The sequence below is a fragment of the Bifidobacterium sp. M0353 genome (genome assembly GCF_016100645.1).
Classification (GTDB): Bacteria; Actinomycetota; Actinomycetes; order Actinomycetales; family Bifidobacteriaceae; genus Bombiscardovia; species Bombiscardovia choladohabitans.
On sequence record NZ_JACFSB010000171.1, the window covers coordinates 1 to 267 of the forward strand.

Sequence of the window (267 nt, forward strand, 5' to 3'; positions counted from 1 at the left end):
GGTCGGTGCTATGACTGTGCAAATGGTAATTTTTAAAACTACGATTAAATGGACAATGGGTGGCAAAACGATAATGGATGTCCAATCGGTTCTTGATCAAATATTTAAAGGTTTGTTACCTGTAGCAATTACTTTAGTATGTTACAAACTTTTAAAAGACAAGAAAATCGGTGTGATCAGCCTAATTTTTGCAATTGTTGTGCTATCGATTTTAGCGTCATTAATCGGAATAGTCTAATATGAATCCTTCAATTAAAAAAATTGTCG

General features: G+C 33.0%; 1 protein-coding gene. It reads left to right on the top strand.

Annotated features, from left to right (window positions below):
- Positions 1-238: PTS system mannose/fructose/sorbose family transporter subunit IID (locus H3V04_RS09445; RefSeq protein ID WP_198188393.1), on the top strand; the 238-nt coding region annotated here is incomplete at its 5' end.
- Positions 239-267 lie beyond the last annotated feature (29 nt).